Consider the following 23,242-nt stretch of genomic DNA (forward strand, 5'->3'; position numbering starts at 1 on the left):
AATTCCCACCGGATTAGCCGTTCCGTGCGAATACATAGATTTTGTCTATTTCCTCATAGAATTTATCTGTTTGTAATGAACTTACGAATCCTTACATTTGTTCCATATATTAGTTCTCTAAACAAAAATACCATGGAAAAGAAAAAACTCACCTCTGCCAACGGGCGCCTGATCGCCGACAATCAAAACACTCAGACCGCAGGACAACGTGGTCCTATCATGATGCAAGACCCCTGGTTTCTGGAAAAACTTGCACACTTCGACCGTGAAGTGATTCCTGAAAGACGTATGCATGCCAAAGGTTCCGGCGCATACGGTACGTTTACCGTAACACATGACATCACAAAGTACACCCGTGCCGCTATCTTCAGCGAAGTAGGTAAGAAGACGGAGTGCTTCGTACGTTTCTCCACCGTAGCCGGTGAAAGGGGAGCTGCCGATGCCGAACGTGATATCCGTGGTTTTGCCATGAAGTTCTATACGGAAGAAGGTAACTGGGATTTAGTGGGAAATAATACTCCTGTATTCTTCCTGCGCGATCCGTTGAAATTTCCCGATTTGAACCATGCCGTAAAACGTGACCCGCGCACCAATATGCGCAGTCCGAACAATAACTGGGATTTCTGGACCTTGCTGCCCGAAGCTTTGCATCAGGTGACCATCACGATGAGTCCCCGTGGTATTCCTTATTCCTATCGCCACATGCATGGTTTCGGTAGCCATACTTATAGTTTTTTCAATGCCGCCAACGAACGTATCTGGGTGAAGTTCCATCTGCGCACCCTGCAAGGCATCAAGAATCTGACCGACCAGGAGGCCGAAGCTATCATTGCCAAGGATCGTGAATCGCACCAACGCGACTTGTACGAGAGCATCGAAAAGGGTGACTTCCCGAAGTGGCAATTCCAGATACAGCTGATGACGGAAGAGCAGGCGGACGAATACCGCATCAATCCGTTCGACCTTACAAAGGTGTGGCCGCACAAAGATTTCCCGCTTCAGGATGTAGGTATCCTGGAACTGAACCGTAATCCGGAAAACTACTTTGCCGAAGTAGAGCAAGCGGCTTTCAATCCGCAGAATATAGTGGAAGGCATCGGTTTCTCTCCCGACAAAATGTTGCAGGGACGCCTTTTCTCTTATGGTGATGCACAGCGTTACCGCTTGGGAGTGAATGCGGAACAGATTCCGGTAAACAAACCCCGTTGCCCGTTCCATGCTTACCATCGTGACGGTGCCATGCGTGTAGACGGTAATTACGGCAGTGCCAAGAGCTACGAGCCCAACAGTTACGGTGAATGGCAAGACTCTCCCGAGAAGAAAGAACCGCCTTTGAAAGTTCATGGCGACGTTTATAACTACAACGAACGTGAGTATGATGATGATTACTACAGCCAGCCGGGTGATCTTTTCCGCCTGATGTCCGTCGAAGATCAGCAACTGACGTGCGAAAATACAGCCCGTGCCATGGGTGATGCCGAACTCTTCATTAAGCAACGCCATGTGCGCAACTGTTATAAAGCTGATCCGGCCTATGGTACAGGCGTAGCCAAAGCTTTAGGTCTTGACCTGGATGAAGCATTGAAAGCAACCCGATAGTTAAGGGATGTCCTGAACAACACTAAGGCCCTATATGCAAAAGATGGCATCTATTACATCAAAAGATGCCATCTTTTACAGTGGAAGATGCCACCTTTTGCAACGAAAGATGGCATCTTTTGCATATCCGGGATAAGGGATGGATGTGGTATGGCTTAACCTTGAGGTTAATACTTAATAAGCATCTGTTGCAAGAACATACGGTATTCTTGCGGTGTACTCCCTTTCTTCTTCTTGAATATCCTTATAAAATTAGATAAGTTATTGAAGCCGCAAGTATAGCAGATCTCGGCTACCGTGTGGGTTGTTTCTGCCAATAGCTGGCAAGCGCGGGCTATCCGCAGGTTCGTGATATAATCGATGAATGTGCAATTCGTCTTTTTTTTGAAGAAATGACTGAATGCAGATTCGGACATATTCACCAGTTGCGCCACGTCGCCCAGCTTAATCGGTTCTTCAAAGTTCTTCTCGATATAGTCGCAGACTTTGGCTATCCGTCGGCTTTTGGAAGTGCGTACGGTGTCTTTGGTATCATATTGGTTGCTGACTAAGATGTGACGGTCGGCAATAGAAAGCTCATGCAGGATAGAGAAAAACTCCAATACCGTATGGAACCCCTGCATCCGGGTCAGCTTGATAATCTTATCTTTCATCACCAGTTGGGTTTGTCTGGAAAAGCCAATGCCCCGTTGTGATTCAAGCAGCAGTTGTTTGATGGGGTTGAATAAGCGTTTTTCCAATATCGGAAAGTTCAGTAGCTTGTCCGAGAACTGGATGGTAATCACATGGTTTCCTTCTACTACTTCTCCTTTCCAGGCGTGCGGAAGGTTGGGACCTATCATGATGAGGTCCAGGGCTTCGAAAGCCTCTACCGAATCCCCAACGATGCGGCTTCCGTAGGTGTCCATAACCAGGTTGATTTCATAGTCCGGATGATAATGTACCGGATAGTCGAACTTGGCGTTCGGATGATTGAGTACAATGAACAGGTCATCCGCGGCAATGGGAGTGATTTCTTTTTGTATGTCTTTCATGGTCGTAGTTGTTTCTCTCTTGCAAAGCTACGAATTCTAATGAAAATACAGTCAGGTATTCAAAAAAGTACAATCAATAGACAGAATATCATAAGCGAATTATCAGAATCCCCTCTATTTTTGCAACATGAATTCAAAACAATTAATTTCTATGCTATGGAGACATTTTCAATAAGCAATTTAGATCTTGTAATAGTCCTTGTTTATTTGGCCTTTATCATCTGGTGGGGGCTGAAGAATGGTAAGAGCTCAGACTCCCAATCCTATTTTCTGGCGGGACGCTCAATGCCTTGGTGGGTAGTGGGGTTGTCGCTGTTTGCTGCCAGTATTTCAAGTACCACTTTGATAGGTCAGTCCGGTGATGCTTATCACACGGGTATCGCTGTGTTTAATTATAACCTGACGGGTATTGTGGTAATGGTGTTCTTTGCAGTTTTCCTGCTACCTCTTTATATTAAGTCGGGTATATTCACGATACCGGAATTTCTGGAGAAGCGTTTTGACCGCCGTTCGCGCTATTACTTCTCTGCCATTTGCATCATAGGAAACATTTTCCTGGACGCTGCCGGGGCTTTGTATGCTGCTGCGCTGATTATTAAGCTGATACTTCCCGATGCTGATTTGCAACTGATCATTATTGTGTTTGCGATTATTGCTGCATCTTATACTATCCCGGGTGGTTTGTCTTCTGCCATTAATGCGGAATTGATACAGGCTGTCATTCTTATATTAGGATCTATCTTGCTGACTTTCTACTGTTTCCAGCAAGGCGGGGATTATTTCTATCAGTTGTTCGCCAGTGGTGATATATCGGTGAAGCTGATTCGTCCGTTGACGGATACGGCCACTCCCTGGCTGGGGCTGATAGTCGGTATGCCGGTTCTGGGCATCTATTTCTGGGCAAATAACCAGACGTTGGTGCAGCGTGTATTGAGTTCGAAGTCAGTGGATGAGGGGCGTAAGGGGGTATTGTTTACGGGTTTCCTTACCATGCTGACTCTTTTTATCATTGCCATACCGGGTGTGATTGCCCGCCATTTGTTTCCGGGGCTTGAAAAGCCGGATATGGTATATCCCAATATGGTGCTTCAGCTGATACCGGTGGGATTGTTGGGCATCATGCTGGCAGCGCTTTTGTCTGCTTTGACTTCTACTTTGAGCGCTATTCTTAACTCTACGTCTACACTGTTCACAATGGACTTCTATGCGCAATATAATAAGAATGCCAGTTCCCAGAAACTCGTGATTATCGGAAAGATAACCTCTTGCGTCATTATTGTTGCGGCTGCCTTATGGGCACCTCAGATCGGGAAGTTCGGTTCGTTGCTGAAGTATTATCAGGAGATGCTTTCTTACATTGCTCCGCCTGTTGTTGCGGCATTTTTGCTGGGTGTGTTTAATAAGCGTGTGAATGGAAATGGTGCTTTTGCCGGTCTGCTCAGTGGCTTGGCTATAGCGGTTGTGATGCTTTTCTATAAGAATGAAATATTTGGCGATATGCACTTCCTGTTGATTGTTCCTTTCTTGTTGGCGGTGAGCGGGATCGTTATTTATCTGGTCAGTATGTGCTATTCGAAACCGGTTGCCGAAAGGCTTGTGGATACCACCTTCTCCATGCGTGAACTGAAAGCGGAGTTCCGGGCGAACCGTGCTCTGGTATGGTACAAGAATTATCATTCATGGGCGATTGTCCTGTTGGTGTTGAGTGTATTGATATGGATTATATTCAGTTGATTATTATATAATTATAAAGAAATAAGAAGATGAAATTAAAGAAGTTTGAGGGAAATCCGATACTTTCCCCGTTGGATTCGAATGATTGGGAATCGTTGGTAACCTGCAATCCCGGAGTGGTTTATGACAATGGTACGTTCTATATGCTGTACAGAGCTGCGGGAAATGATGCCGAACATGTGATCCGTTTAGGATTGGCCACCAGTAAAGACGGATTCCACTTTGAGCGTGTATCCGATGTTCCGGTGTTCGGCCCCAGTGAGGACGGTCCTGATTCGGGTTGTGTGGAAGATCCCCGCATTGTGAAGTACGATACGGAGTATTACATCACTTATGCCTATCGTCCGTATGCACCGGGGCAATATTGGAACTTCAGCCATGATGAAGTGTTGTTGCCGGATTGCGGTAGTGATGCTCCTATGGCTCTCCGTAAAAATCTGGGTAATACGGGATTGGCTGTTACTACTGATTTCCGTGAGTTTAAGAGACTGGGACGTCTGACCTCTCCGGTATTGGACGACAGGGATGTTATTCTTTTCCCGGAGAAAGTTCAGGGAAAGTATGTGATGCTGCATCGTCCTAAAGAATACATAGGCGGTGAGTATGGCGTGGATTATCCATCCATCTGGATGAAGTTCTCGGATGATCTGTTGAATTGGGAGGATAAGGAAAGCCATTTGCTGATTACCGGAACCGAGAACTCATGGGAGGAAAAGTTGGGCGGAAGTACTCCTCCGCTTAAAACGGAAAAGGGTTGGCTGGTGCTGTATCATGGTGTGGAGCATGGCGGACGGGGATACTATCGTGTTGGCGCTTTGCTGCTTGACCTGGAAAATCCGCTGCACATTCTGGCTAAAACTCCTCAACCTATACTTGAACCGGAACTGGATTTTGAAACGTCCGGTCTGTATAATGGTTGTGTATTTCCTACAGGAAATGTAATTGTGGACGGCGAACTCTTCGTATACTATGGCAGTGCCGATAAATATGTCTGTGTAGCTACTTGCGCCGTTGATGAATTACTTGATTATCTACTTTCCGATAGCTGTAGATTGCACTAAATCCCCTTTTGTTATTGATCTCTTATAGTTATCCCATGTAAATGCGATAATTGATACCTCTTGCAAATAAAACGGTAGCAGGGTGTGGATTATAGCCGGAAAAACGTTCAAAAAAGTACAATCATTGAACAAGTAATATAAATGCTGTCATTCATAATCCTCTTACTTTTGTCCTATCATGATATAGCTAATGAAAAATAGAATTCTATGAATGTAAAATGTGTGTTTTCTTTAATTCTTGATAAGTATGAAAAATGAATCAAAAAGTTGGTGGCATGTATTTTTGTCCTGGCAGATAGTGGCATTATGCATATTCTTTAGTAACATTCCCGTTTCTTATGCACAGTCACCGGATAAAATAACAGTTGCCGGCTGTGTAAAGGATGCAGCAGGAGACTTCCTGATTGGCGCTACTGTGCAAGTCAAAGGAATATCCGGCGGAACGATTACCGATATCGATGGTAATTATATATTGAAAGATGTGCCGCGTACGGCAACATTGGTGTTTTCTTATGTAGGTATGCAAAATAAGGAAGTGCCCGTCAATGGGAAGAGTACGATCAATGTAACTCTGCTTGACGATGCACTTCAACTGGAGCAGGTAGTGGTGATAGGCTACGGTAGTGTGAAGAAGAGTGACGTTACAGGTTCGGTTACGTCCGTCAAGACGGAGGCCCTGAAAGAAATCCCCGCCAATTCGGTGGAAGGATTGTTACAGGGACGTGCAGCCGGTCTGCAAGTCATCAATTCTTCACAGGACCCGGGAGCCGGCGCTACGGTGCGTATCCGTGGTGGTAGTTCGTTGCGTGGTTCCAATGCTCCACTGGTGGTAGTGGATGGCTTTCCGTTGGGAGATGCCGGAGATCTGAAGCAGATCAATCCGTCGGATATCGTGAATATGGAAATCCTGAAAGATGCTTCAGCCTCTGCTATTTATGGCTCCCGTGGTGCGAACGGTGTTATTATGATTACAACAAAGCGTGCGAAGACAGGGACTACCAACATAACGGTTCGCCAGCAGATTACCCTTTCGCAGTTTGATACGAAACTTGATTTGTGGCGCGACCCCGTATTGATGGCTTCCTTAAACAACGAGTCGCGCATCAATGGAGGGCTTGATCCGCTTTATGTGGGAAAAGTAAGTTCCACCGGTGTTTACTATCCATCGGTAGAAGAACTGCAAACTACCTGGACTACCAATACCCGTTGGGATGATCTGGTATTCCGTGACACTCCGGTTTCCAATAATACCACTGCTACGATTTCCAGTTCCAATGACCGGACTGTTTTCAATCTTAGCGCTAATTTCTATACGGATAATGGTATGTATATAAAAGATGACTACACAAAAGGTGGATACAATTTGAGTGTAGACCATAATATATATGATAACTTCAAAGTACGCTTTTCCAATATCCTTTCCCGCGGTGTGCGCAATGCCAACGGTGGCTTGGCTTACTGGAGAAACCCTATTTATCCGGTTTATGACGAAAACGGGGACTATTATCTGACCAATGCAAGTGACTTCAGCCATCCGATGGCGATTACAGACTTGCAGAAGAATGAAACCAAGTCTTTGGATGTCATCTCTTCCGTAGCGCTGGAATGGCAACTCTTCCCTTTCCTGAAACTGACTTCCCAATTGAACTATAAGTTTGGTAAGTCCGTATCCGACAGGTACTATCCGAAGAAATATACCGAAGCCGGAGAATTCAGCAACGGCCAGGCAGAGATAGAGAACTGGGAAGGGCACAATCTGGTTTCTGAAACTTTCGCCAACTTCCAGAAGAAATTCGACAAGCATGACATCGGTGTCATGGTAGGTTATTCTTATGAATACTATATGTCCAGAAGTTCCGGTCTGACGGGTAAGGATTTTGTGAACGAAGCATTGGGCAATGAGAATATGGGTGCCGGAAATCCGGAGAAGAATGAAATATGGAATGGATATTCGGATAATAAACTCGTTTCGGGAATGTTCCGCCTGAACTATGTATACGATAATAAGTATCTGCTGACCTTGACGGCTCGTGCCGATGGTTCCTCTAAATTCGGTAAGAATAACAAGTGGGCTATGTTCCCTTCAGGAGCTGTCAGCTGGAAAGCGCATGAAGAATCGTTCATTAAGAATCTGAATGTATTTGATGAGTTGAAGTTCCGTTTCAGCTATGGTATTTCCGGTAATCAGGGAATCAGTCCTTATCAGACTTTAAGCCGTTACGGTACGGATAAGTATTATAATGATGGCAGCTGGGCTACTACCATCGGTCCGGGATATGTTTCCGGCTGGACAGGTCCGGGATGGATTTACCGGGTATGGAGTGGTATCCCGAACCCTGATTTGAAGTGGGAAACAACTGCGCAAGCTGACTTTGGTATCGACATGGCATTTCTCAACCGCCGTCTGAGAGTTTCTTTTGACTATTATGATAAACAGACCAGCGACTTGCTTCGTGAACGTAATCTGGCTCTGTCTTCGGGATATGACAAGATGTGGGTGAATGACGGTAAAATCCAGAACCGTGGTTTTGAATTAACGGTAGATGCCGATATCCTGCAAACGAAAGACTGGCAATTGAGCGGAACCCTGATTTACTCGCGCAACCGCAATAAAGTGAAAGACCTGGGTAACACTTTGGAATCCGGTTTGGTTACCGATCCGATGACGGGGATGCTTTTTGAATATTCGGGCAATAGTCTTGAACAATATCGCGACTATACCAATATACTGGCTATCGGCCAACCGGTAAATGTGTTCTATGGATATAAAGTGGATGGTATTGTCCAGACCCTGAATGAAGGAATCGATGCAGGTTTGTCCGGTGATTACGCTAACCCCGGAGAGTTCAAATACATGAATCTGAATGGAGACAGCGAAATATCGGAAGCAGATAAGACCATTATTGGTGATCCTAATCCGGATTTTACAGCCAGTTTGGCGTTGAACCTGTCCTGGAAGAAGTTTGATGTGAGCGTATTCCTTAACGGGGTATTTGGTCAGGACGTGTTGAATACGAAAGCATTCGGTGAGCCCAGTAACTCTCCATTGCGCTGGACACCCGATAATCCGACAAATAAGTATCCGAGCCTGCGCGACGGTCGTCAGGTGAAGATTTCTGATTGGTGGATAGAGGACGGATCGTTCCTGCGTGTTCAGAATCTGAATATAGGCTATACGTTTGACTTACCGAAAAAGTCATTCCTTTCTAAAGCGCGTATCTATATGAATGCTTCTAATTTATACACTTTCACCAAGTTCAAGGGATACGACCCCGAAGTAGGGTTGAATGGAGTTTATAGCGGTGGATATCCCCGTTTGCGTAAATGGACTTTCGGACTTGACTTAACCTTCTAAATAACTGATACAATATGAAAAATAGAATTGTAATATCACTGCTTGCCGGAACCCTGGCATTGGGAGCATGCAATCTGGATGAGACTCCTTACGGGTTCTATTCTGAAGATAATTTCTTCAAGACGGCAGCCGATGCAGAGGCCGCAGTTATGTATGCGTATGGCACGCTGAACTACTTGGAATATTCCAGAACCATTTTCTTTTTGGGTGATATGGCAAGTGAAACCATGACGACCAAGTCGGATGCAAGTGCTGACAATCAGGACCTGAATAACTGGAAAGTGGGTAACTTTAAAACAAACGGTTCGTTGGAGAATTTCTTCAAGTATGCCTTCATCGGGGTGAACCGTGCCAATGCCGTCATTAAAAAAGTTCCGGATGCAGGCTTCAACCAAGAGCAAAAAGACCTTTTTCTGGGTGAGGCTTATTTCCTCCGCGCCTGGAATTACTTTAACCTGGTGCGTAACTTCGGCCTTGTTCCTTTGCATAAATCAGTAGTGGAAACGGTGGATCAGACTTCAACCGCTCTTGCGCCTGATATGGATGCCATGTACGACCTGATTCTTTCGGATTGCCGCCGGGCTGCAGAGTTACTGCCTGTTTATGAAACTCCTAAGATAGGGCGTGCCGACCGGGTGGCTGCGCAGGCCCTGGCTGCAAAGGCATACTTGTATGTGGCGTCGGCTAAAGAACATGGGGTGAAACTCTATCGTGATATGCACCGCGATGCAACAGTCATGTACGACAGTGCAGCATATTTTGCAGGTGAAGTGATTGAAAAGCAGTCGGTATATGGCTTCGAGAGCTCGCTGCTTGATATTTATGACGTTGAGAAAGCACGCGGCAAAGAACATATCTTTATCATGGCGATGGACCGGAGCGGTTCTTCCGAAGGGCAATACTCTAAAATATCCAAGATGTTTATTCCTTATATAGACGGAGCCACTCTGTATCTGAAACAGGGGGACAAGGATGAGTATATCCCCACTCATGACGGTTGGGGCGAATATCAGACCACGGTTGCTTTTTATAATACTTTTGATGCAAATGATAAGCGTAAAACAGAGCTTATTGTTGATAAAGTCTACAAGGCAGATGGTACGCTGCTGGGAGAATATCCCGGAAAGATTCCTTATCCGTTCTGTCGCAAATATATAGACCCGAAGTTTGAAGGTGACAAGACCAGTACCCGGCCTTTCCTGCTCCGTTTCTCTGATGTGGCGCTTATTTATGCAGAGGCGGCAGGTCCTACGGCTAAGGCTTATGAACTGGTAAACTTCATTCGTAGCCGTGCCGGTTTGGGAGATATGAAACCGAATCTGGGGAAAGATGAATTCCGCAGGGAAATACTGAAAGAGAGAACTTTTGAACTTGCCTTTGAAGGCGATCATGTATATGATTTGCGCCGATGGAACCGGATTACGACGGATGTTCCCGAGGCGGCCGGGCTTTCGGAAGATCAGGTGACTTTCTATCCGATACCGCAGGCTGAAATAAATTTGAATGGAAGTCTCAGACCTTAAAAAGAAGTAAGATTATGGTAAAACTAACGAAATACATTTTGCTTGCCTGCATTGTGTTGACCCAGCAGGCATGTGTGAAAGATTTGCAGGACGACATCAATGATGGTGGCTGGAATCATGAGCGCACCATATTGGATATACAATTTGAAAATCAGATGGGAACCGCCCTTATTGAGACTGTGGATGCTGCTACGGGAGATATAAACCTGGCTATCAATGTTGATGCCGTACCCGATTTGTCGAACATCAGACTGAAAAAGCTACAACTCTCTTATCAGGCGGAAGCTTCCTTACAGGTGGGAGATGCCTTGAATTTTGAGAATGATTCGAGGAGTGCGTCAATCACTGTTACTTCCACTACCGGAGAGACACGTAATTATACGATTACCGTATCCGAATTTACGGAAACTCTTGTAGGCACTTGGGATGTAAAGAAGCTGACTGTCTACGGTGGTACCGGGCCGGAGTTTGGTGGAGGCGCTGTGATGCAATTAACAGATAAGCCTTGGTGCTGGTCGGAAACGTATGGTCCGCAGGCTGAGTGCGACAATGTGCTTACCTTTACAATGACCGGAGTGACGGATGAGGGTAATACAAGCGGTATCTGTATCAATGATGCGGGAGCCGATGGAAAATATGCTGATTTCATCTTCCTGGGCGACGGTAACAAAGAGAATCCCGGTGTAGATATCGACCTGAAGAAGTTCTATCGCCAGATTCCTGAAGGTGAAAGTACATGGGTACGCGATTATGCAGCGAATACGATTACCTTTACAGATAAAGAGGGCCGGAAGACTACTGGTTCTTTAGTGGCTGCCGGAACAGAAGACTTGGGTAACGGATTGAGCATGACTATCGATCGGAATGCCTTTGCCTTCAACCTGAGTGGTACGGATGACTGGACGAATATTTACAGTGACTATGACAAGTTTGTCAAGAAGGTGCGCCGTTACTGGATCTCTGTCTCCAAACGTTGATATATCTTATGAAACGGTTTGCTATACTCTCTGTTTTCTTTCTGTGGGGCGGCTATGCCGCTTCACAGACTGTTGTTTCTGTAGATACGAAACAGATTATCAATGAAGGTTACATCGGTAACGGTGCTCAGTGGGACCCTTATCAATTGGATTACGGAAAAGGACGTTTGGACATTTCCGAGGCCGACTGGAAGAAGATGTATGACCGTCTGGACTTTATGCGCCCTCAGTTTATACGTGTCATGACCAACACTACATCGGTAATGCAGGATGGAGTTCTTTATCCCGAACGTGGCTTGGAGCATTTGTCTCATATATTGGATTACTGCCAATCGCGTGATGTGACAGTAATGTTCGGTGATTGGGGTGGGGGAATGGTAGATGCCCGGAAAGAGATGATCCGTGAAAAGAATCTTTCCGCTGCTGCCGAATATGTTCGTTTTCTGATAGAGGAAAAAGGATATTCCTGTATCAAATACTACAATCTGGTGAATGAGCCGAATGGCTACTGGTCTTCAACGGACGGAAAATATTCCCTTTGGGCACGTGCCATCCGCTTCTTCTACGGAGAATTGCAAAAGAACAAACTTGCAGGTAAACTTTCGGTTGTGGGGCCTGATGCTGCAATCTGGACGGCTGATGAGGCCTGGTGGGTGGATAGTTGTGCTACGCATCTGAAAGATGAGATTGGTCTTTATGATATCCATACCTATCCTTCCAAAATAACGGTGAATAGCGGGGAGTATACTGACATTATCCGTGCTTATAAACAAGCTGTTCCGGCAGGTCGGAAAATCGTGATGGGTGAGATTGGATTTAAGTTTGTGGAACCCGCCGATTCTGTTTATCAGCGTGAAAACCTCCGTAGGGCAGCGGCAAAGCCTTATGCTTCGATGGATGATTCTCAAATGTTTGTTTATGATTTCATGTACGGTACTGACATGGCAGATGCTCTTTTCCAAACAGTAAATGCAGGATATTCCGGTTCGGTGGTGTGGATGCTCGATGATGCCATGCATGCGAAAGAAGCACCTGATAAACTGAAGGTATGGGGATTTTGGAATATCTTTGGCGAAGAGTATTTCGGTACGGAAGAAGAGGAAGTGCGTCCCTGGTTTTATGCCTGGTCGTTGCTGACGCGCTATATGCCTGCCGGTTCGCGTGCTTATAAGGTTGAGGTGGAAGGAGACAAGTCTCTTAAGGCGATTGCTGTGGAAAAAGACGGTAAATATATGATTGCCGTGGTCAATGTTTCCAGGGAAGAGAAATCTGTATTACTTAAAAGTACTTCTCTCCCCGTATTGAAAGGTGTGAAACAGTACTTGTATGCCGAGGGCCGATTACAGAAAGAAGGTGATTGCCGATTATTACCCCATCGCCAAGGGATGACATTGCGCCCGGCCGAAGGCGAAGCATTCCAAATGCCCGGAGAGTCTCTGGTGGTATATACGAATTTCGATTATTAATTGATAACCGTTCATAATAAGATTATGATGAAGATAAATATGATTTTAAGTTGCATGCTGTTATGGCTCGTATCAGCTTGCACCTCGCAAGAAGTGGTGGAGATTACGGTCTCACCGGAAGTGACGAATGCCGGATATATCGGCAATGGTGCCGAGTGGGATCCCTATGATGAGGCTGAAACTTGGGGTGCTTCTGTCTCTGATAAAGACTGGGAAACACTCTGCAAACGACTCGACTTTATGAAGCCGCAGTATATACGTTGCATGATAAACAGCCCCTATCGCTATTATGATTCCGCAACAGGCACGTATGATAAAACGCGGAATATAGCTTCCATTTCCCGACTCCTGAAGTATTGCACCGAGCGGGGGATAACCGTCATGTACGGTGAATACAATCCGCCTGCCTGGGATATGAAGCAGGATCAGAAATGGGTGGATATGTCCGTTGACTATCTTAATTACCTGGTGAATGACCTTGGTTTCTCTTGCATCAAGTATTTTGTAATCTTCAACGAGCCTGATGGAAACTGGGCATCTACCAATGGTGATTATGAAATGTGGAAACAAATGCTTTTCCGTTTTCACCGGAAGATGAAAGAGTATCCCGGACTGACGGAAAAGGTGATGCTTGCAGGGCCGGATGTAGTAGCCGATTACAAGAATGAGGCTTCTGCCTATGATGCCGAAGGGTGGGTGAAACAAACGGCACTGGATGCTGATTCCATTATCGGATTGTACGATGTCCATGCTTATCCGGGTCAGAATGAAGTGCGTACCGGACAATATCCTGAAATCCTTTCCCGCTATAAACGCCATGTTCCCGAGGGGAAAAAGATTGTTTTGGGTGAGGCCGGTTATAAGTATTGGCGTGATGCTGATTCTTTGTTGATGGCAGAATATAACCGCCGGGTCGAAGGGCATCCTTTCACTAAAGGGAGTGACTGCAATATGCTCTGTTACGACTATTTCTATGGTCTCGATATGCCGTTGCTTGCCATGGAAGTGATGAATGGAGGATATTCGGGTATGGCTGTGTGGATGCTGGATGATGCGATGCATAGCAGCGGAGATTCCGGAAAGACGGAAGATGTTAAGATATGGGGTATGTGGAATATTCTGGGAGAGGAAGTATTTAATAAACCCGATGAAGAACAGATACGGCCCTGGTTCTATACCTGGTCGCTGATGTGCCGTTATTTTCCTGCCGGAACGGATATATTGCATACTGCTGTAGCTTCGGAAAATAAAGATGTCTATGTGGTGGCAGGTACTTACCAGGGCAAATTGACGGTGGCCATGGTGAATGTGGGAGAGAAAGATAAATCTGTGCAGCTCACTTTACCCCGTCCGATGGAGAATGCCTCCCTTTATAAGTATGAGGAAAATCTTCAATCCAAGGATGCCGATGGATTTCCTGTTCCCCAGGAAACGGGACTTCATTTGAAAGGAACGTATAAAACGACCTTGAAGGCACAGACGTTCCAGTTATTAACTGATATTCAATAATAAGATAGTTATGAAAAAAGTATATATGGCAATCTTTATTGCCTTGTTGGGCTGTTCGTCCTGTTCTAAAGATAATGATGAGCCTGCACCCGAACCGCCGTGTACCGAAACTGTAGAACTGAGCATGGCAGATAAAAGTGCAACAGCCGAAACTAAGGCCTTGTATGCCCGTCTATGGGATATACAGCAAACCGGATTCATGTTCGGACACCATGATGATTTGTTCTATGGCCGTAAATGGTATGATGTTTCGGGCAATTCTGATACGAAGGAGGTATGCGGAGATTATCCGGCTGTATTCAGTGTAGATTTTGCGGAGATTATGGATGATCGCTGCGAGGGGAATGAGGCTAACGCTATTCGCAAACGCTGTATTCTTGAGGCACGTCGTCGTGGGGAGGTAATTATTGCATGCTGCCACCTGAATAATCCCTTGACCGGAGGTGATTCGTGGGATAATTCGAGTGCCGAAGTCGTACGTGGGATTCTTGAAGACGGGAGTGCCGTACAGGCTAAGTTTAAGACCTGGCTTGATCGCCTGGCTACATTTGCCGGTGAATTGAAAGATGATCAGGGGAAGCCGATCCCTGTTATTTTCCGTCCTTTCCATGAGCATACGCAGACTTGGTCGTGGTGGGGGAAAAGTTGCACTACGGAGGCGGAGTTTATCGGTCTCTGGAAGTTTACAGTCAATTATCTTCGTGATACAAAAGGTATACACCAGTTTATCTATGCCATTTCCCCGCAGATGGATTCCGTGAAGCGTGAAGAGGACTTCCTTTTCCGTTGGCCGGGTGATGAGTATGTAGATTTTATAGGTATGGATTGTTACCACGGTCTGAATCCTGCCACTTTCTCTTCCAATCTAAAGACTATTTCCGAATTATCGAAGAAAAAGAAGAAGCCTTGCGGGGTGACGGAAACCGGTGTCGAAGGATTTACTGATAAGGATTATTGGAGTAAGCAGATACTTACTCCTGCAACTGGGCGCAAAGTCAGCATGATTGTGATGTGGCGCAATAAGTTTGTCGGAGGCAACGAATCGGATATGCATTATTTCTCTGTATTCAAGGGGCATGCTTCTGAGGCGGATTTCATTAAGTTCCATGCTAATGAGCTTACTTTCTTCAGTAGCGATCTGCCGGACATGTATCAGATGCCTGAGAATGTGGAGGTGAAATAAGTTTCCCAATCATCATCACCTGAATACGGGTGATGATGATTGGGAAGCCAGGAAAAACTGAGCGATGCAGAATATGCGAATGGAAAATATGAGTGGATTAGTATTCGTCGCTCAGGGAAATAACTTTTAATTGTTTTTCAAATGCAGGCTGCGGTAAATCGGTATAGACATTCACTTTCACAGAACCGTCGGGCAATATATCGAAGTAATTGTCGCTGAATGAACTGTTCACATCGCCGATGGTTATGAATACGGCACGGGCAAAGTTGTCGCTGTTGAGAGTCAGTTCGAAACCGCCTTCAATGGACTCTATGCTCGAAGTGATAGCGGTTTTGGGATAGTTCACTTCTTTCTGTTTCACGAGGAAGTAGTTATTGGCATAACTGTTTGTCCCTTTGTCGGTCAGCAGGACGGCATGAACGAATACATCTTCTTTAGGTGTATTTTTTAAGGCTTCACCCAAAGGAACCGAGAATACCGTCTGGCTACTGTTGGCGTCTATTTTTATATTTCGTTTGAAACTGCTCACTTTCTCTCCTGTCAGTTTCATTACTTCTACCTGGAGCGTGCCGTTACAGGATTTGAGGCGGTCAGAAACCACCTGGATGTTCAATACTTCGTCTTCGTCGGTTATGGGAGAAACAAGAATATCACGGTAAGCCTTGCGGGCAAAGTAATGCTGCGCTTTCCAGCGACCGTAGTAGTCGCGGCTTGCCCAGGAAGCCACGGGCCAGCAGTCGTTGTGTTGCCAGAAGAGAGTTCCCATACAGTAGGGCATATCCCGGCGGTGTGCCTCGATGGCTGTTTTGATGGCATCTCCTTGCAGCACGTGGTTCATGTAGAGGAAGGCTTCGAAGTTTTTGGGTGTGCGATATTCGTTCAGCAGATAAGTCTCAATCAGTTGGTTGGCGTGCATGCCTCCGCGCTGATGGGACATCATGACTTCCGAATAGATATCCCAGTCCTCTTCACAGGGAGCGTAGCGCTTCACGGATTCAAATTCGGGGAAGGATTGGAAGCCATATTCGCTGAAAAAACGGCTTCGTTCTTTGTTGTACGTCTCGATGGGCTTTTTACCATGCCACACATCCCAGTAGTGGCGGTCGCCGTTGTGGTCATCGCTGCCACCGTCTTCACGGGCGAAAGGAGAAGAAGGCCAATAGAAACTTTCGGGTGCGTATTCCTTCACAACTTCGGGAAGGGTGACATAATACTGATCGGTGAACTGTTTCCAGATCTTCTTTTCATACTCCGGATTCTGCGCCTTGTATCGTTTCTGCCAGCCCCAGTTGAACCAGGCGTCATTACATTCGTTGTTTCCACACCAGAGGGCGATACAGGCATGGTTTCGCAGTCGTTTCACATTGTCGATGGCTTCCTGGCGGATATTCTCCAGCAATTCCCCTTCAGCGGGGTAGAGGCTGCATGCAAACATGAAATCTTGCCAGACAAGGATGCCGTAGCGGTCGCAGAGTTCATAGAACAGGTCATTCTCATAAATGCCGCCGCCCCAGATGCGAAGCATGTTCATGTTGACATTGGCGGCGTCAAGGATTGTCTTTTCGTACAGTTCCGGTGTGACGCGTGGCAGGAAGTTGTCTTGCGGAATGTAGTTGGCTCCTTTGGCAAAGACGGGGACTCCGTTCAGTTCCACATAGAACGTCTTTCCATCCTTGTCCGGGCGGTTGATGATCTTCAGCGAGCGGATACCCACTTTTGTGCTCTGAATGTCGGATGTTTCGTTATTGATGGTAAGTGCGGTACGGAAGTCATATAAATGCTGTTCACCCAGTCCGTTGCTCCACCACAATCGGGGATTCCGGATGATAAACGGAAGGGAAATCTTATTGTTTCCTTTGTGGAGGGAAACGGTTTTGCCTGCCATTACTCTGCCGGAAGTGGCATCAGTCACCGTGAGGGTGGCCTGGTCTATTTCCTTGTCCGATTGAACTTCTATTTCTCCCACGATGGATGCACGGCTTTTACTGACTTCCTGTTGGCGGATGAAGACATCGCTGAGCCGGGCATTATCCCATGCTTCAATGTATACAGGCCGCCAGATGCCGGAGGTCACTAAGCGAGGTCCCCAGTCCCAACCGTAATGATAACCGGCTTTACGGGCAAACACGCTGACTTTCTTGTCGAATAATCCACCGTTTTCGGACTGGTCGTTGCTGGCTTCGTAATGGTAGGGCAGGGCATCCCATTTGGGGACGTCCACCTTGATGGGAGAATGGAAATAGATTTTCAGGATATTTTCTCCGGGTTTCAGTTCCGCCTTTATGTCTGTTTTCCATTCACGGAACATGTTGTTGGTTTCCAGTATTTTCTTTTCGTTCAGATATACGTCTGCATAAGTGTCGAGTCCTTTGAATACGAGGTCGATGTTCTGCCTCTCCATCATTTCGGGAGTCAGTTGAAAGGAGGTCTGGTAGATCCAGTCTTCCTTGTCTATCCACTGCATGCCGCGTTCGTTGAGGCGGAAGAAGGGATCTTCGATGATTTTGTTGTTAATTAAGTCGGTGTGCACCACTCCGGGAACGGTGGCGGGATACCAGTTACTGAGCCGGGCCTGTTTGAATTGCCAGCCTTCGTTCAGCTCTTTCCGGAGAGGAACGGCTATCAGCAGGGCGCTGCACAAGAGTGATGAGGTCAGTAGTGACGCTCGCTTCATGTTCAAATTCGGTTTTTTCATGACTGTTAGTTATTGAGTTATGTTGAATGTCGCTTTTAATCCTTTGTACCGTCCGTCTTGCCGGTATTAGTTAGGTCAAAGGTAATGATAATTACTTCATTCTGCTTATATTGGGCGAAGGATAATTGCAGATTACTGTGTGCAAATGTACAGAACATGCCTTTTCCGATATGATTAGATTTTGCTGTTTAATGATACTATCTTGAACTTTCGGATATTATCGGACAAATGTTTATAATGAAACGTGGAACCGGAAACAGTCGTTACTTCATCCTGATTCAGTCGTTACTTCATCCTATTTCAGTCGTTACCTTAAATCATTTCAGTCGTTACCTTTATATATCCAATCTTATTCCGTTGATTATCAGATATTAATGACACCCTCTTTGGGGATATTCTTTTATTGATAAATATGTACAAACAATCTTCACCGGCATTGCTGGAACACATTGCCGGTGAAGGAAGGTTTGTGATTGTAAGCTTAGAGATATGGGATAATCGTAATATAAATACCCGTAATAATAGCCGAAGTGATAACCCCGGAAATATTCGCTCCCAAGGCATCTCCCAGAATAAACGAGTCCGGATTATCTTTGCTCACCAGCTTCTGAGCCACTTTAGCGGTAGTGGGTACACAACTGACGGCGGCAATTCCGATCACCGGATTATAATTTCCCTTCTTGATAAAGTACATGATGTATCCACCCATGATGCCGCCGATACCGGAAAGCAATAATGCCACTATACCCAATACCAGCAGTTTCAGAATTTTCGGATCGAGTAACAAGTGCGCGTCACAAAGCACACCCAGCAATACGCCCAGCATAAATGTAGAACCGTAAAGCAGCGGACCACTGACGAAATCATAGATATGCTTCATACCCGATTCACGTACAGCCACTCCCAGGAAGAGGGAGAAGAACAGCGGTGAAGCTACCGGGAACAGGAAACATAGCACCGCACACAGTACAGCCGAGAATGCCAGTTTCACTTTGGCATCATAATTCTTGGGAGCTTTCTTTGAAGTCATCTTGATGGCACGCAGACGTTTCGGAACCAGGAGTTTCACCAGATACGGGTAGCCACCATAGGTCAGTCCGAGATACAGGTAAGCCACTACGGTGATAGGCACAAACAAATGTTTGGCAAGAGCCAGTGACGTGAACAGAACCATAGGACCGTCTGCACCGCCTACCATGGCTACGGAAGCACTTTCCTGCAAGGTCAGTCCCAGAGCCGAAGCTACGGGGATAGTCAGGAAAGTACCCAGTTCGGCGCATAGAGCCAGGAAAAGACTGACGAAAGGTTTCTGCAACAGAAAGCCTACATCCAGCAATGTGCCTATACCCATAAACACAAAGCAAGCTATCAATCCGTTGCTGAAGGTGAGCGTATAGACAGGTTGCAGAAAGTCTATCTGCATCGTATTCATCAGGTCGTCCGTGTCCGAAAGCATCGGGTCGAGAAAGAGGTTGCCCAATGTGCCGTCCGGCATGAAAAGTGTTCCGCAATTGATGGCGACCATACCCAGTCCCATCGGAATCATTACCATAGGTTCGAGCACTCCTTTCCAGCCCAGATATATAAGCAGCAAACCTAAAAGGATTAAAAATACACGGGCTGACGCGAGCAGGCAGCCACTTTCCATCATCGTTCCAAAACCTTGGAACAGGGTCGCGAAATCTATATTTTCCATACTATTTCTTATTTGGTCTTATCGGCTGATTTGCCGGAGTGTTTCTTATTTTTTTGATATAGCATCTCTTCTTGTTGATTCAGGTACATCATGTGTGTATCTTCGGGGTAGTAATAATCTACCAGGTTCGTTTTGGAGACTCCGGTGCTTACCCCGTGGTAATATCCGTGATAGTCGGTAAGTTCCCGGTTTACTCCCCGGCTGAACTCTTCGCGTTTGTCATCGAGAAGTCCGTTATCTTCCATGGGGATGTCCCGTATCATGAGTTCTACCTTCTGGCGCAGTTTGCGCAGACGTCGCAGGCGAAGCAGTTCTTTCTGGTGTGAGCTGTAGAAGTCGAATGAGTCGGCGGCAACGGCAATCATTTTGATGATGAAGGCCACGAAGAAGCCGATCACGAATGTAAGCCCCATCATTTCGAGGGTGGCTATTAATAAATCGAGCATAGTTATCGCATTAATTTAGAAGTGAATAAACAATAGACTGACCAAAGACACGCCAATGGCATACCTCCGGAAAATGGTTGGTAATAAGTAAGGTGGCGGTTTAAATCAGAATATGTTTCAGCTCGTAGACGTAGTACCCGTAAGAATAACGGATAGCGCTGGGAGTGAAAGAAAGACTGGCATTCTGTTCCACCCGTAAATGGGTGGAAAATATACGTTGCATCTGTTCTGCAGATGGATGGATCTTTAGTTTCAGCAGTTTCGAGGGAGCACTGGCCTGATTGTAGAAATTCTCCTGGAAAAGGATACCATTGATTTTACGCTCATTATTTTCATCGTTGAAGAAGGGGCGGTGGGCAATGGTCGAGAAGTAATCGGTTGACATTGAAATGAAACACCCTGTTTGGACAGGAGTGACGGAATCATCCGCCGAGGCTTCGGTAAGCATCCGAAGTGCCGGCTGTTCCTCTTGCAGAATGACGGACATTCCTAATGCGAGGCACATGAATAAGAATATATAGTGCAGATGTTTCATCGTAGCGTCCGCAAACATAACAAATATCTTTGTGTAATGTTGTGTTCCCCTTCAAGAAAATTTTGTTAAATAGAGAACGGTTTCTTTGCGCATGTTCTGCAAATGTGTATATTTGGAATAATATATCTAAATATATCGTAAACCACAATAACTCAAATTCCTATGAGTAGTAACATATTTCTGATTATCGCCGTAGTCACAACTGGTATTTTTGTGATACAGTTTATCCTTTCCATCTTCTTCGGAGACATTGATGCGGATGTAGACGTGGATGCCGACATCAGCAGCATGGTGTCTTTTAAGGGACTGACGCATTTCGGTATCGGTTTCGGCTGGTACATGTATCTGATTGGAAATACTGACATTCAGAGTTATGCCGTTGCCATTCTGATTGGTCTGTTTTTCGTATTTGCCGTGTGGTTTCTCTATAAGAAAGCCTATCAGTTGCAGCAGGTGAATAAGACGGAAAAGACGGAACAGCTTGTAGGGCGCGAATGTACCATCTACTTTAAACAGGGGGATGGCAGATATACCGTACAGGTGAGCCGCGATGGAGCCATGCGCGAGATAGATGTAATATCAGAAGCAAGTAAGTCTTATCAGACAGGCGATAAAACCATAATCATGACTTACAAGGAAGGAACACTGTATATTCAATGAAAACGAAACTCAAAAACATAGATTTATGACACAAGAAATGATGATTATGGCCGCCATACTCGTGGCGGTTATTTTGCTTACCTTCATTGGTATCCTTTCCCGTTACCGGAAATGTAAAAGTGACGAAGTACTGGTAGTATATGGTAAAACGGGCGGTGATAAGAAGTCTGCCAAGTTGTATCATGGTGGTGCCGCGTTTGTATGGCCGATTATTCAGGGGTACGAATTCCTGTCCATGAAGCCGATGCAGATAGACTGTAAACTAACCGGAGCTTTGTCAGCTCAAAATATCCGTGTGGATGTACCGACTACTATTACTGTAGCCATCAGTACCGATGCGGAGGTAATGCAAAATGCCGCTGAACGTATGTTGGGACTGACAATAGATGATAAACAGAATCTGATTACGGATGTTGTGTACGGTCAGATGCGTTTGGTTATTGCCGATATGACGATTGAAGAACTGAACTCCGACCGTGATAAGTTCCTTTCCAAAGTAAAGGATAACATCGATACGGAGCTCCGCAAGTTCGGTTTGTATCTGATGAATATTAATATCAGTGATATCCGTGATGCTGCCAATTATATTGTCAACTTGGGTAAGGAAGCTGAAAGTAAGGCGTTGAATGAGGCTCAGGCAAATATAGAAGAACAGGAGAAACTGGGTGCCATCAAGATTGCCAACCAAATAAAGGAGCGTGAAACGAAAGTTGCCGAAACACGCAAAGACCAGGATATCGCCATTGCCGAGACTAAGAAGTTGCAGGAGATCTCTGTGGCTAATGCGGATAAGGATAGAATCTCACAGGTAGCCATTGCCAATGCTGAAAAAGAATCACAGGTGGCAAAGGCGGAAGCCGAAAAGAATATCAAGATTGAACAGGCCAACACCGAGAAGGAAAGCCGCATCGCCGAACTGAACTCCGACATGGAAATCAAACAGGCAGAAGCCGGAAAGAAAGCTGCTATCGGACGAAATGAAGCTCAGAAAGCTGTGGCACAGTCTGATGCTGAACTGGCTGTGACCCGTGCCAATGCTGACAAACAGGCCGGTGAAGCTGAAGCACGTTCGGAAGCTGCCGTGCAGACTGCCCGTGAAATAGCACAGAAGGAAGTGGAAGAAGCTAAAGCACGCAAGGTGGAGTCTTCTTTGAAGGCAGAAAAGATTGTGCCTGCTGAGGTTGCAAAACAGGAAGCCATTCTTCAGGCTGATGCTGTTGCCGAAAAGATTACCCGTGAGGCGGAAGCTCGTGCAAAGGCTACTTTGGCGCAGGCTGAAGCTGAAGCAAGAGCTATCCAGATGAAACTGGAGGCCGAAGCTGAAGGTAAGAAGAAGTCATTGCTTGCCGAGGCTGAAGGCTTTGAGGCCATGGTACGTGCAGCGGAATCCAACCCGGCTATCGCCATCCAGTACAAGATGGTAGATCAGTGGAAGGAAATTGCCGGAGAACAGGTGAAGGCATTCGAACATATGAACTTAGGAAACATCACTGTATTCGACGGTGGAAACGGAGGTACGAGTAACTTTTTGAGTTCATTGGTGAAGACGGTTGCTCCAAGTCTGGGTGTACTGGATAAGTTGCCTATTGGTGAGACTGTGAAGGGTATCATCCATCCGGAAGGGAAGGAAGACAAGCAGGAAACCAAGAATGAAGAACCGAAGAAAGACGAAAAGAAGAAATAATCAGATCACTTTCTCTGTCATTTAAAAAAGAAGCGAAGGATTCATTTCCCCTTGAAACAGGGGAGGAATTCTTCGCTTTTGCTTA

17 protein-coding genes are annotated in these 23,242 nt (G+C 45.9%); 12 read left to right on the forward strand and 5 right to left on the reverse strand.

Translation table 11 applies throughout. The features are described from left to right. Positions 1-132: 132 nt before the first annotated feature. Positions 133-1,599, forward strand: coding sequence for a catalase (locus K6V21_RS06980; RefSeq protein WP_224321341.1), 1,467 nt, complete (start codon positions 133-135; stop codon positions 1,597-1,599). Between the two features lie 167 nt (positions 1,600-1,766). Here the strand turns inward: K6V21_RS06980 and K6V21_RS06985 are convergent, their stop codons facing one another. Further along, a complete protein-coding gene (locus K6V21_RS06985; protein ID WP_007219165.1) occupies positions 1,767-2,633 on the reverse strand; it encodes an AraC family transcriptional regulator in 867 nt (288 codons plus the stop codon). Positions 2,634-2,789: 156 nt separating this feature from the next. Here K6V21_RS06985 and K6V21_RS06990 point away from each other — a divergent pair, with 156 nt between their 5' ends. The 8 genes from K6V21_RS06990 to K6V21_RS07025 all read left to right on the forward strand — a co-directional run bounded on the left by K6V21_RS06990 (position 2,790) and on the right by K6V21_RS07025 (position 15,441). Beyond that, positions 2,790-4,367 (forward strand): sodium:solute symporter, encoded by a 1,578-nt coding sequence (locus K6V21_RS06990; RefSeq protein ID WP_217712967.1) that lies wholly within the window; start codon positions 2,790-2,792, stop codon positions 4,365-4,367. A gap of 29 nt (positions 4,368-4,396) precedes the next feature. Continuing rightward, the gene (locus K6V21_RS06995; RefSeq protein ID WP_007219167.1) at positions 4,397-5,428 is read left to right on the forward strand and encodes a glycosidase; all 1,032 of its coding nucleotides are present in this window, start codon (positions 4,397-4,399) and stop codon (positions 5,426-5,428) included. Between the two features lie 247 nt (positions 5,429-5,675). Continuing rightward, the gene (locus K6V21_RS07000) at positions 5,676-8,783 is read left to right on the forward strand and encodes a SusC/RagA family TonB-linked outer membrane protein (protein WP_224321342.1); all 3,108 of its coding nucleotides are present in this window, start codon (positions 5,676-5,678) and stop codon (positions 8,781-8,783) included. A 14-nt stretch (positions 8,784-8,797) separates the two neighbouring features. Further along, positions 8,798-10,306 carry a RagB/SusD family nutrient uptake outer membrane protein gene (locus tag K6V21_RS07005; RefSeq protein ID WP_224321343.1) on the forward strand — a complete coding sequence of 503 codons (1,509 nt, stop codon included), beginning with the start codon at positions 8,798-8,800 and terminating at the stop codon, positions 10,304-10,306. A 14-nt stretch (positions 10,307-10,320) separates the two neighbouring features. Next, on the forward strand, positions 10,321-11,283 hold the full coding sequence (locus K6V21_RS07010; protein ID WP_224321344.1) for a hypothetical protein: 963 nt from the start codon (positions 10,321-10,323) through the stop codon (positions 11,281-11,283). Between the two features lie 8 nt (positions 11,284-11,291). Further along, positions 11,292-12,749, forward strand: coding sequence for a hypothetical protein (locus K6V21_RS07015; RefSeq protein ID WP_224321345.1), 1,458 nt, complete (start codon positions 11,292-11,294; stop codon positions 12,747-12,749). A 24-nt stretch (positions 12,750-12,773) separates the two neighbouring features. Further along, positions 12,774-14,258 carry a hypothetical protein gene (locus K6V21_RS07020; protein ID WP_408912654.1) on the forward strand — a complete coding sequence of 495 codons (1,485 nt, stop codon included), beginning with the start codon at positions 12,774-12,776 and terminating at the stop codon, positions 14,256-14,258. Between the two features lie 10 nt (positions 14,259-14,268). Beyond that, positions 14,269-15,441 carry a glycoside hydrolase family 26 protein gene (locus K6V21_RS07025; RefSeq protein WP_224321346.1) on the forward strand — a complete coding sequence of 391 codons (1,173 nt, stop codon included), beginning with the start codon at positions 14,269-14,271 and terminating at the stop codon, positions 15,439-15,441. 97 nt (positions 15,442-15,538) lie between these two features. Here K6V21_RS07025 and K6V21_RS07030 read toward each other — a convergent pair whose 3' ends face one another. Further along, complete coding sequence (locus K6V21_RS07030) at positions 15,539-18,136, reverse strand: beta-mannosidase (protein ID WP_224321347.1); 2,598 nt, start codon at positions 18,134-18,136, stop codon at positions 15,539-15,541. 228 nt (positions 18,137-18,364) lie between these two features. Between K6V21_RS07030 and K6V21_RS07035 the strand changes: the two genes are divergently transcribed. Continuing rightward, a complete protein-coding gene (locus tag K6V21_RS07035) occupies positions 18,365-18,511 on the forward strand; it encodes a hypothetical protein (protein WP_224321348.1) in 147 nt (48 codons plus the stop codon). A gap of 106 nt (positions 18,512-18,617) precedes the next feature. Here K6V21_RS07035 and K6V21_RS07040 read toward each other — a convergent pair whose 3' ends face one another. From K6V21_RS07040 to K6V21_RS07050, 3 genes are all read right to left on the reverse strand, one after another. Beyond that, entirely contained in the window at positions 18,618-19,832 is a 1,215-nt protein-coding gene (locus K6V21_RS07040; protein ID WP_224321349.1) for a sodium ion-translocating decarboxylase subunit beta, read from the reverse strand. Positions 19,833-19,840: 8 nt separating this feature from the next. Then, positions 19,841-20,278, reverse strand: coding sequence for a hypothetical protein (locus tag K6V21_RS07045; protein ID WP_044268524.1), 438 nt, complete (start codon positions 20,276-20,278; stop codon positions 19,841-19,843). Positions 20,279-20,378: 100 nt separating this feature from the next. Next, the gene (locus K6V21_RS07050) at positions 20,379-20,831 is read right to left on the reverse strand and encodes a hypothetical protein (protein ID WP_044268521.1); all 453 of its coding nucleotides are present in this window, start codon (positions 20,829-20,831) and stop codon (positions 20,379-20,381) included. 144 nt (positions 20,832-20,975) lie between these two features. Here K6V21_RS07050 and K6V21_RS07055 point away from each other — a divergent pair, with 144 nt between their 5' ends. Both K6V21_RS07055 and K6V21_RS07060 read left to right on the forward strand, forming a co-directional pair. Beyond that, entirely contained in the window at positions 20,976-21,473 is a 498-nt protein-coding gene (locus K6V21_RS07055; RefSeq protein ID WP_217712958.1) for a hypothetical protein, read from the forward strand. A gap of 25 nt (positions 21,474-21,498) precedes the next feature. Beyond that, entirely contained in the window at positions 21,499-23,157 is a 1,659-nt protein-coding gene (locus K6V21_RS07060) for a flotillin family protein (protein WP_044268515.1), read from the forward strand. Positions 23,158-23,242: the final 85 nt, after the last annotated feature.

Source organism: Bacteroides cellulosilyticus, from assembly GCF_020091405.1.
GTDB lineage: Bacteria > Bacteroidota > Bacteroidia > Bacteroidales > Bacteroidaceae > Bacteroides.

Bases quoted from the DNA above. Each gene is read 5' to 3' on its own strand.
- K6V21_RS06980 (WP_224321341.1), top strand. From the start codon at position 133: ATGGAAAAGAAAAAACTCACCTCTGCCAACGGGCGCCTGATCGCCGAC.
- K6V21_RS06985 (WP_007219165.1), bottom strand. From the start codon at position 2,633: ATGAAAGACATACAAAAAGAAATCACTCCCATTGCCGCGGATGACCTG.
- K6V21_RS06990 (WP_217712967.1), top strand. From the start codon at position 2,790: ATGGAGACATTTTCAATAAGCAATTTAGATCTTGTAATAGTCCTTGTT.
- K6V21_RS06995 (WP_007219167.1), top strand. From the start codon at position 4,397: ATGAAATTAAAGAAGTTTGAGGGAAATCCGATACTTTCCCCGTTGGAT.
- K6V21_RS07000 (WP_224321342.1), top strand. From the start codon at position 5,676: ATGAAAAATGAATCAAAAAGTTGGTGGCATGTATTTTTGTCCTGGCAG.
- K6V21_RS07005 (WP_224321343.1), top strand. From the start codon at position 8,798: ATGAAAAATAGAATTGTAATATCACTGCTTGCCGGAACCCTGGCATTG.
- K6V21_RS07010 (WP_224321344.1), top strand. From the start codon at position 10,321: ATGGTAAAACTAACGAAATACATTTTGCTTGCCTGCATTGTGTTGACC.
- K6V21_RS07015 (WP_224321345.1), top strand. From the start codon at position 11,292: ATGAAACGGTTTGCTATACTCTCTGTTTTCTTTCTGTGGGGCGGCTAT.
- K6V21_RS07020 (WP_408912654.1), top strand. From the start codon at position 12,774: ATGATGAAGATAAATATGATTTTAAGTTGCATGCTGTTATGGCTCGTA.
- K6V21_RS07025 (WP_224321346.1), top strand. From the start codon at position 14,269: ATGAAAAAAGTATATATGGCAATCTTTATTGCCTTGTTGGGCTGTTCG.
- K6V21_RS07030 (WP_224321347.1), bottom strand. From the start codon at position 18,136: ATGAAAAAACCGAATTTGAACATGAAGCGAGCGTCACTACTGACCTCA.
- K6V21_RS07035 (WP_224321348.1), top strand. From the start codon at position 18,365: ATGTTTATAATGAAACGTGGAACCGGAAACAGTCGTTACTTCATCCTG.
- K6V21_RS07040 (WP_224321349.1), bottom strand. From the start codon at position 19,832: ATGGAAAATATAGATTTCGCGACCCTGTTCCAAGGTTTTGGAACGATG.
- K6V21_RS07045 (WP_044268524.1), bottom strand. From the start codon at position 20,278: ATGCTCGATTTATTAATAGCCACCCTCGAAATGATGGGGCTTACATTC.
- K6V21_RS07050 (WP_044268521.1), bottom strand. From the start codon at position 20,831: ATGTTTGCGGACGCTACGATGAAACATCTGCACTATATATTCTTATTC.
- K6V21_RS07055 (WP_217712958.1), top strand. From the start codon at position 20,976: ATGAGTAGTAACATATTTCTGATTATCGCCGTAGTCACAACTGGTATT.
- K6V21_RS07060 (WP_044268515.1), top strand. From the start codon at position 21,499: ATGACACAAGAAATGATGATTATGGCCGCCATACTCGTGGCGGTTATT.